Here is an 8,416-nt window from a genome sequence, read left to right on the forward strand (position 1 = left end):
CGCACTCGATACGGCTGCTTGGCAGCCTTAGAAGGAATTCTCGTGCGGGGTTTCCTGAGCAATTAAAAAAAGTCCACCTTTTTTTAAAAAAGATGGACCGTGCCTAGTAGATAATAATCGTTTTAACAAATAATGACGACGATAATTAATGGCTATTTCTGAGAATCTAAAGATTGGAGAAAATTAATCAACTGAGCAGTTGACATTGCGGTTACTTGTGGCCCTTTTAACTGGTCAATCTTCTCTTTCAACTGATCAAAAGGAACAGAGCTGCCCTTAACCTCGACGCCGAAAACACCAGGTTGATTAATAACGACATTTGCCTGTTTATTATCAACTAGATTCTTGAGTAAATCAACGACACTGTCTGGGCCACTAGCTTGAAAAGTGCCATCGGCGTACTGACCGCCAATCATTTCCTTTAACTGATCAGTGGTAATCAATCCGTCATGTTTTTTGAAAGACAAATAAACATTACGCGCATAACAACCGCTGCCATCAGACCATTGTTGACCATCAAACATCTTGAGTAAAACATCGGTGTTGTTTTGCAAGGCATTATTCGCACGCTCTATTAGTCTTCCCGTGCAACTACCGGTGCCAAGATCATTACAACACTGCGATAAGCAACAAACTTTAACTGCCGGGATTACATTAGGAACGTATTTGGCCACCAGATCAGCGACGTTGTTATTCAGGGCGTTTTGTAAAGCTCGGGGCAAAGAAAAGGTGGTTGATGATTGCGAAACAACTATTTTGTTGTGCTTTTGCTCAATCTTGCCACCACCAAGAACTACTAATTCTGCAGATTTTAACATTTCTTCATTGATGCGAAAAAAGTTACCCCGTGTCTCATTAATCAAACTTTTACCGCTAGCATCATAATAACCGCCAACGCGCGAGTCCATGTTTAATTCTATTGTCTGAATTGATAACTTGGATGCAATAACACGGCGATGAACATTATAAATATCAGCATGATAAATTTGCTCACCGGTTAGTGGTGTAATAAGAACAAAAAATTCACCTCTCATCATAAACGCCACCCACTTATGATATCCCTCACTCGGGCGCCAACGGGACATGATGTCTATAATTTTTTGGTCTGGGGTTAGAAAAAAAGGAAACATGATAATACCTCTTTGATTTGTTTATAAATGTACAAAAAACCGCTCCTTTTGCTGAAGCGGTGGGCTATCATCTAAAAATAATAATTATGATCTAAATAACAAACCAACGCTCAGCAATAAATTACTGGAACTTGAGTATTTACTATAGCGTTGTGATTGTTTAAATAAATTCATAAATTTAGTATATCTTTAACTTAACTGGTAACAAGAATAATGTCAAACTATTACTGTGGATAATTATCATTAGTTGTTCTTTAACCGATACTGCAAAGACTCGGCTAAGTGTTCTGTCAAAATTTCCTCAGAACAAGCTAAATCAGCTATCGTGCGTGCAATTTTTAATAAGCGAAAGTAACTACGTGGTGATAAATTAAGTTGATTAATCGCTTGCTCTAAAAGCAACTGGGCTTCTTTGCCCAACTGACAATACTGCCTTGTCTGCTGACTGGTTAATTGATAATTTAGTAGTCCTTGCTGTCGTGCTCTTTGTCTTTGGCGTGTCTGACTAACAATCTCCCGCCAATGACTAGATTTTTCCGCATCATCTTTCTGTACCAATTCCGCAAACTGCAAACGCGGTACTTCCACAAACAGATCAATGCGATCCAAAAGTGGTCCAGATATTTTATTGCGATATTTAATAATGCTTCCTGGTGAACAAACGCAACGTCGATCAGGATCGCTTAAATAACCACAAGGACACGGATTCATCGCCGCTAATAAAATGAAGTCGGCGGGAAACTCATAAGTACCAAACACGCGGGCAATGGTTACGACCTTATCCTCCAATGGCTGTCGTAAATTTTCCAAAACAGTACGCGGAAATTCTGGTAACTCATCGAGAAATAGAACTCCCTTATGCGCCAACGTTATTTCACCGGGAGCTGGATGACTGCCGCCACCGATCAAAGAAATGGCTGAAGCGGTATGATGCGGATGACGCCAAGGTGCCGCGACTAGCAAAGGATGCTTGCGTGGTAATAAACCGGCGACACTATAAATATTGGTAACAGCTAAAGATTCTTCACGAGTTAATGGTGGTAGAAGCGAAATCATGGATTTAGCTAGCATGGTTTTACCTGAACCTGGTGGCCCAGTAAGTAATAAATTGTGGTTGCCGGCCGCGGCAATGACCAGTGCTCGTTTAGCTTGTGCTTGTCCACGAATATCCGACAAATCTACTGGATAACTGACCGTTTCTTGAGCCGCGGCCGTACCACCGTTTGCTACTGGCAATATTTCTTTTCCTTGCAGGTGAGCAACTAATTCTGCTAAATTATTGGCACCCCTTATTTCTAAACCATTAATTAAAGATGCTTCAGCTACATTAGCGATTGGTAGATATATCTTTTTTGCTCCGATTTCCGCTAATGTTTTAGCTATACTCAGAACACCGTTGATTGGTTTGATGTCGCCAGTCAAAGACAGCTCGCCCAGATAATAGGCTTGGGCATCTTCGGGATTGATGCGGATAGCCCGCGAACACCACAAAATTGCCACGGCCATAGCCAAATCATAATAGCTCCCAAATTTTTTTAAATCGGCTGGCGCTAAATTGACTATCACCTTACGGCGTGGCCAATCCAAGGCACTATTACGAACGGCTTGACGCACTCGCTCCCGCGCTTCAGCTACACTCTGATCAGGTAATCCAACAATAATAAAATTATTCAAAGCGCTGCTCAAATCTGCCTCCACCGCAATTGGCTGGCAATTTAAACCGATAATCGTTGCGCAATTAATTACTACAGACATATTTTTTAATTAAAAAAAGGATCTCAACGAATTATTTCGTTGGACCCTGTAAAAATTATTTACTAACGCTGGCGTCAATTACCTGAACGCCACCAATAGTAACATGACATTCGATAAATTTTAAGTGGCTAGCGACTGCTAAAGTATTATGTAAATCTTGCACTTCATTACATATTTCTTTAGCCATCGAACTCGCATCGTCACAACAATGCGCTCCTTCAATCTTTAAAAAAACACAAATCTCCGGATGACATTCAGTATAATAGTAAAAAAAGAATGTGGTTTTGATCTCTTTTTTTAGACTTAAACGGTTATCGATTATTTTTTTGATGGTACTCATCAAAATAATCTTATACTCCTTTACGTTTTCTGAGACCATCTCTGAGACCATTGGTGAATCGGAAAACAGTTGCGGTAAATAGACAGAAACTATCATGATTAACTCCAATTGATAATAAAATGAACTACTTAATTATTTGCTCACATCTTAGCGATAATCATTTTTTTTGTCAAATAAAAAGCAGAGTCTATTATACACTCTGCCCTAAGAAATTATGTTTTTACCTTAACTTTTGCACAGTGACCAAATTCTTGATTAAACGGCGTTCCTTTTTGACACGCCACGCAGTCTACTTCATCATATGTCGGTATGTTCAGTTCAAGCAAAGAACAAAGTGCTGGCACGCCAAGTTTCTCAGCAGTTACACCGCCGCGATTACAAATCGCACCGACAACAACTACCTCGCCACCCAAACGTATCACTTCTTTTATTACCCCAGCTACTGAGTCACCGGTCGTCAGCACATCTTCAACGATAGCTATTCTCTTCCCGGCAATCAGTTTATCATAATCGCGACCAAAGTAGAACGTGCCGTCGGTTTTTTTCTCGGCAAAGGCATTGCGAATATTGAGATAACCAAAAGATTTGCTTATTAGTATGGACGTGGCACCGGACAAAATAATACCACCCTTTTCTGGCCCCACCATCACGTCAAAACCGTAGTGATCCAAATCATCCATCAAGCACTGAGTGATTTTTCCTAATAAGGCCGGATAAGAATAAATAATATCCTTAGCAAAATACTCTAATGAGTGTTTGCCAGAACTTAAAAGAAAATGATTGCCGACTAAGATAACTTCTCGCGCCGTGAATTGATCCAATAATATTCTTGCTCGCTCGTGTCTATCAATTATCATGATTTTACTCCTTTTGTTTCTACTATCAGTTGATGACAAATTTTTGCTCCTGCTCCAGCTCTGATTGCATAATCAGTACCGCTACTGGCAAAAATAATACTTCGGGAGACATTGATCAAAAATGGTTTATCCTTCATCGCCGTCACAACTTCTTGAACACTGCCGCCCTGAGCACCAACGCCAGGAAACAAAGTAGCAGTATCAGTCAGCTTGGCATAGTCCTGCAGTTGAGTAGAATTGGTAGCGCCGAAAACAATACCGCAATTCTTACTACCCAATTTTCTGTTCAGAGCACCAACGCGAATTACCATATCCTGCCAGACCGTTGGCAAATAATATCTGAGATTAACTGACTTATAATCGGTCAGTATATTTTTTCTCTCACAGTAATCACGAAGATTACAATTAAATAGGTCGGTAAAACACTCTCGGTCCATAACTTTATTACCACAAGCAAAGCCAAAGCTTTGTAACATCATTTCTTCCGTCATGGATAATGACTGCAATTGCAACTCTTTATTCTCGGGATTTGATGTTAGGCCCAGAAAAAATATTCCTTTCTCCGGATAATTCTGCCACAAAGGTGCAAAAGCATTCAAACCAACATAGCCAGTTGCCGTAATAGCATCAACGCCGGGCAATACTCTAAAAACGAAATCAGCCCAAGCCGTGTTGGTATTACCAATATCACCGACTTTAAAATCCAAAATAACTACTTGCTCCGGATAATGTTCCTGCAAATAACTCAGTGTATCATGAAGTGCACAAAGTCCATTCTCACCACGTTGCAAATAAAAAGCTAAATTTAACTTGTAAGCACCGGCGTAGAAGGTGGTATTATTCACAATATCAATATTAAATGCTCGCATCGCCTCGCCATCTGACAATCCAGTAGAAACGCATTTTGGAAGTTTTTCATACTCCGTATCTAATCCAACGCACAGGTGTCGCCCTTGCTTCATCTGCTGTGCTAATTTGTCCCAAAAGGATAGTTTCTCATTCATTTCTTTCTCCGTATTTTATTAATAAATATGTTAACGATCAATTGTGCTTAAATTACTACAAATAACATCGGCTGTCAACAGTGCTTTAACTCCCGGCGTTGTTAACACCGGGAGTTAAAAGAGCTGAATTACCCACAAAAACGATTAATAACACTGAAAACAAACTATTCAACGCCGGGAGTTGGCAATGCCAGGAGTTAAAAAAACCACTTGCCGGGCGCCTAAACCTCTGACTAGTGGCTTTTTCTTATTTTGTTTTTATTATCTCTTCTTAGTTCTTTTTTCTTTAGTTCGGGATAAAATAACTTTCAAATGATCTTTAGCCTTATTAATCGCCTTAGTCCAATCGGTAGTTGTGCGCTCTACTCTAATCAATTTACCGGGAATAGAAATATTTACTTCACAACGTGTCGTATTGCCGCTGTGATGCTTTTCTAGCTTCTCAATCTCCACTCGGGCTTCTACAATCTGGGGGTAGTACTTGGCCAGTGCTAAAATCTTATTTTCGACATAAGATTTCTGCTCCATCGTTAAATCCAAATTAGTTAATTTTAGAATGACTTGCATAATATTTATAATTTAATATTCAACACCAGCACGAGCTAATTGACCTTGGTTAAAGTAGTGTTTACGTGGCTGCATTTCCGTAACTAGATCAGCTAACTTTAATATTTTCTCATTTGCCTGCCGTCCCGTCAAGACCAGTTCTAAAGACTGCGGTTTTTGACCCAGTAAAGAGATAAATTTATTTTGCTCAACTATACCTAAACACAAGGAGCTGTTAATTTCATCCAGAATTAAAAGGTCATAATTATTCTTTTGAAAGATTGCCCTGACTAAATCCAAACCCTTTATTCCTTCCATTTGATCTGCTGCCGTCACACCAAAACGAAATTTTTTCTTCAGCTCATCAAAGCGCAATAAACCAGTAACCCAAAAATCAATACCTACTTGCGCTAACATTTCACGCTCACCATAATGATTACCACCTTTATCAAAAAAGATAATCGCCACGCGCCACCCGCGCCCACGAGCTCGCAAAGCCAAACCCAAAGCAGCAGTTGTTTTGCCCTTACCATCGCCAGTATAAACTTGGATGCGACCAACTTTATTTTTCACCATAAATTAATTGGAAAAATTAGGAGCAACCGCTGGTACCGCCACAATTCAGGCACTTATAACAGGAGCCGTTGCGTACCATGATCATGCCACAATTGCCACAAGGTGGCGCATCAACTTGCATTTCAAAAGTTATTTGCGCATCACCGCCGGCCAAAGCGCTGATTGATTCTTCAATCTTCTTGGTGTAAGTAGCGTCCGGCTGATGATCACCGTCAGTATCAATTTCTAATTTAGTAGTAGTTTTTTTACTTTGCGTAATCGCACTAGTGCTCTCTGGCATTCGATCAATGCCATTGCCATTACTCGGATCAAAATGATTAACACCCAATTCGTCGTTATCCTGATCACTTAAAAATTTAATAGCTAACCAGCGAAAGAGGTAATCAACGATTGATTTAGCAATGCGTATATTGGGGTTATTGGTATAGCCCGATGGTTCAAAACGATAATTAACAAATTTATTAACTAAAAATTTCAGTGGCACGCCATACTGCAAAGCTAGCGAAATAGAAAGGGCAAAGGAATCCAAAAGTCCGGAAATAACACTTCCCTCTTTAGCGGCAGTAATAAATATTTCACCTGGTGCACCATCTTCATATAGACCCACAGTAATATATCCTTTATGATTACCGATCTGATATGAGTGAGTCAAAGCCGTTCGTTCAATCGGCATTTGCTTACGACGCGGTTTGTATTCTATTTCTTTTTCTTCTTCTTGTTTGTCTTCTTTGTCTTTACTGGTTGTTAGGGGCTGAGTTTTCTTAGACCCATCACGATAAACAGCAACAGCCTTCAAGCCTAATTTCCACGCCATCATATAAACCTCAAAAACATCTTCCATGGTTGCGTCTTGCGGTAGATTCACTGTCTTCGAAATAGCGCCAGATAAAAATGGTTGCACGCCGCCCATCATTTTCACGTGACCCATATAATGAATAGAGCGCATACCATTTTTCGGTTTAAAAGCGCAATCAAAAACCGGCAGATGTTCATCTTTTAAATGCGGCGCTCCTTCAATGGTATCATGTTCGTCAATATATTTAATTATTTGTTCAACCTCGTTTTTATTATAACCAAGATTAGTGAGCGCTGGCTCCACAGTACTATTAACCAATTTCATCATACCACCACCAACCAACCATTTATATTTTACCAAAGCGATATCTGGTTCAATGCCGGTAGTATCACAATCCATTAAAAAAGCGATAGTACCAGTTGGTGCTAATACTGTTACTTGAGCGTTCTTATAACCATATTTTTGTCCCATTAATAAGGCATCGTCCCAAATCTCTTTAGCCGCTTGCCATAAGTTTTCTGGTACGCCATCAGACTTTATTTTATAGGCTGCCCCACGATGCATACTAATAACATCCAAAAATGATTCTTCGTTGGCTTGATAATATTTGAAAGTTCCTAGATTAGCAGCAATCTCAGCTGACCGACGATAACAAGTACCAGTCATTAGCGACGTAATGGCACTGGCAAAATTCCTTCCCCGATCAGAATCGTAGGGTAAGCCCCGGAGCATTAAAATAGCTCCTAAATTAGCAAAGCCAAAACCCAAGGGACGGTAATCATAGCTATTTTGCGTAATCTGCTCAGTCGGATATGAAGAATTATCTACTACAATTTCCATAGCAGTAATAATAATTTCGCAAGCGCGAATAAACCTTTGTTCATTGAACTCGCCGAGCTTATCCACAAACTTCATTAAATTAAGTGAGGCTAAATTACAGGCACTGTCGTCTAAAAACATATACTCGGAACACGGATTAGAGGCGTTGATCCGACCAGATTTTTTACAGGTATGCCACTTATTGATGGTAGTATCAAACTGCAAGCCAGGATCACCGCAAAGCCATGTAGCATCACAAATCATCTGCATTAGGGTTCGGGCTTTGTAGCTATCGGCGATCTCGCGTGAGGTTACATATTTGGTATACCAATCACCATCGTCTTCCACGGCCCGCATAAAATCATCAGTTACCCGCACGCTGTTATTAGCATTTTGAAAAAAGATGGAGCGATAAGCTTCACCATTAAAAGAGCCATCATAACCAGCATCAATCAAAGCCCAAGCTTTCTTCTCTTCACCAGCCTTGCAGTTAATAAACTCCACTATATCCGGGTGATCAATATTAAGAATTACCATCTTGGCAGCACGTCTTGTTTTGCCGCCAGACTTAATTACGCCGGCAAAAGAATCAA

The 8,416-nt window shown here is 40.1% G+C and carries 8 protein-coding genes; all 8 read right to left on the bottom strand.

The window, feature by feature from the left end:
- Positions 1-152: 152 nt before the first annotated feature.
- Positions 153-1,130, bottom strand: coding sequence for a hypothetical protein (locus COX77_00440; GenBank protein PIZ99778.1), 978 nt, complete (start codon positions 1,128-1,130; stop codon positions 153-155).
- Positions 1,131-1,373: 243 nt separating this feature from the next.
- Positions 1,374-2,885: a magnesium chelatase gene (locus tag COX77_00445; GenBank protein PIZ99779.1), complete on the bottom strand. Its 1,512-nt coding sequence runs from the start codon at positions 2,883-2,885 to the stop codon at positions 1,374-1,376.
- 55 nt (positions 2,886-2,940) lie between these two features.
- Positions 2,941-3,321 (bottom strand): hypothetical protein, encoded by a 381-nt coding sequence (locus tag COX77_00450; protein PIZ99780.1) that lies wholly within the window; start codon positions 3,319-3,321, stop codon positions 2,941-2,943.
- Between the two features lie 116 nt (positions 3,322-3,437).
- Complete coding sequence (locus COX77_00455; GenBank protein ID PIZ99781.1) at positions 3,438-4,082, bottom strand: hypothetical protein; 645 nt, start codon at positions 4,080-4,082, stop codon at positions 3,438-3,440.
- Positions 4,079-5,086, bottom strand: a complete 1,008-nt coding sequence (gene pyrF / locus COX77_00460; GenBank protein ID PIZ99782.1) for an orotidine-5'-phosphate decarboxylase — start codon at positions 5,084-5,086, stop codon at positions 4,079-4,081. The genes COX77_00455 and pyrF overlap by 4 nt, the downstream gene beginning before the upstream one ends.
- Positions 5,087-5,347: 261 nt before the next feature.
- Entirely contained in the window at positions 5,348-5,653 is a 306-nt protein-coding gene (gene raiA, locus COX77_00465; protein PIZ99783.1) for a ribosomal subunit interface protein, read from the bottom strand.
- Between the two features lie 12 nt (positions 5,654-5,665).
- A complete protein-coding gene (locus tag COX77_00470) occupies positions 5,666-6,205 on the bottom strand; it encodes a cob(I)yrinic acid a,c-diamide adenosyltransferase (protein PIZ99785.1) in 540 nt (179 codons plus the stop codon).
- A 19-nt stretch (positions 6,206-6,224) separates the two neighbouring features.
- Positions 6,225-8,416: ribonucleoside-diphosphate reductase, adenosylcobalamin-dependent (locus COX77_00475; GenBank protein ID PIZ99784.1), on the bottom strand; the 2,192-nt coding region annotated here is incomplete at its 5' end.

The sequence above is a fragment of the Candidatus Komeilibacteria bacterium CG_4_10_14_0_2_um_filter_37_10 genome (assembly GCA_002793075.1).
Taxonomy (GTDB): domain Bacteria; phylum Patescibacteriota; class Patescibacteriia; order UBA1558; family UBA1558; genus UM-FILTER-37-10.

Coding starts and splice junctions, on each gene's coding strand:
- COX77_00445 (PIZ99779.1), bottom strand. CDS start 2,885: ATGTCTGTAGTAATTAATTGCGCAACGATTATCGGTTTAAATTGCCAG.
- COX77_00450 (PIZ99780.1), bottom strand. CDS start 3,321: ATGATAGTTTCTGTCTATTTACCGCAACTGTTTTCCGATTCACCAATG.
- raiA (PIZ99783.1), bottom strand. CDS start 5,653: ATGCAAGTCATTCTAAAATTAACTAATTTGGATTTAACGATGGAGCAG.
- COX77_00455 (PIZ99781.1), bottom strand. CDS start 4,082: ATGATAATTGATAGACACGAGCGAGCAAGAATATTATTGGATCAATTC.
- COX77_00440 (PIZ99778.1), bottom strand. CDS start 1,130: ATGTTTCCTTTTTTTCTAACCCCAGACCAAAAAATTATAGACATCATG.
- pyrF (PIZ99782.1), bottom strand. CDS start 5,086: ATGAATGAGAAACTATCCTTTTGGGACAAATTAGCACAGCAGATGAAG.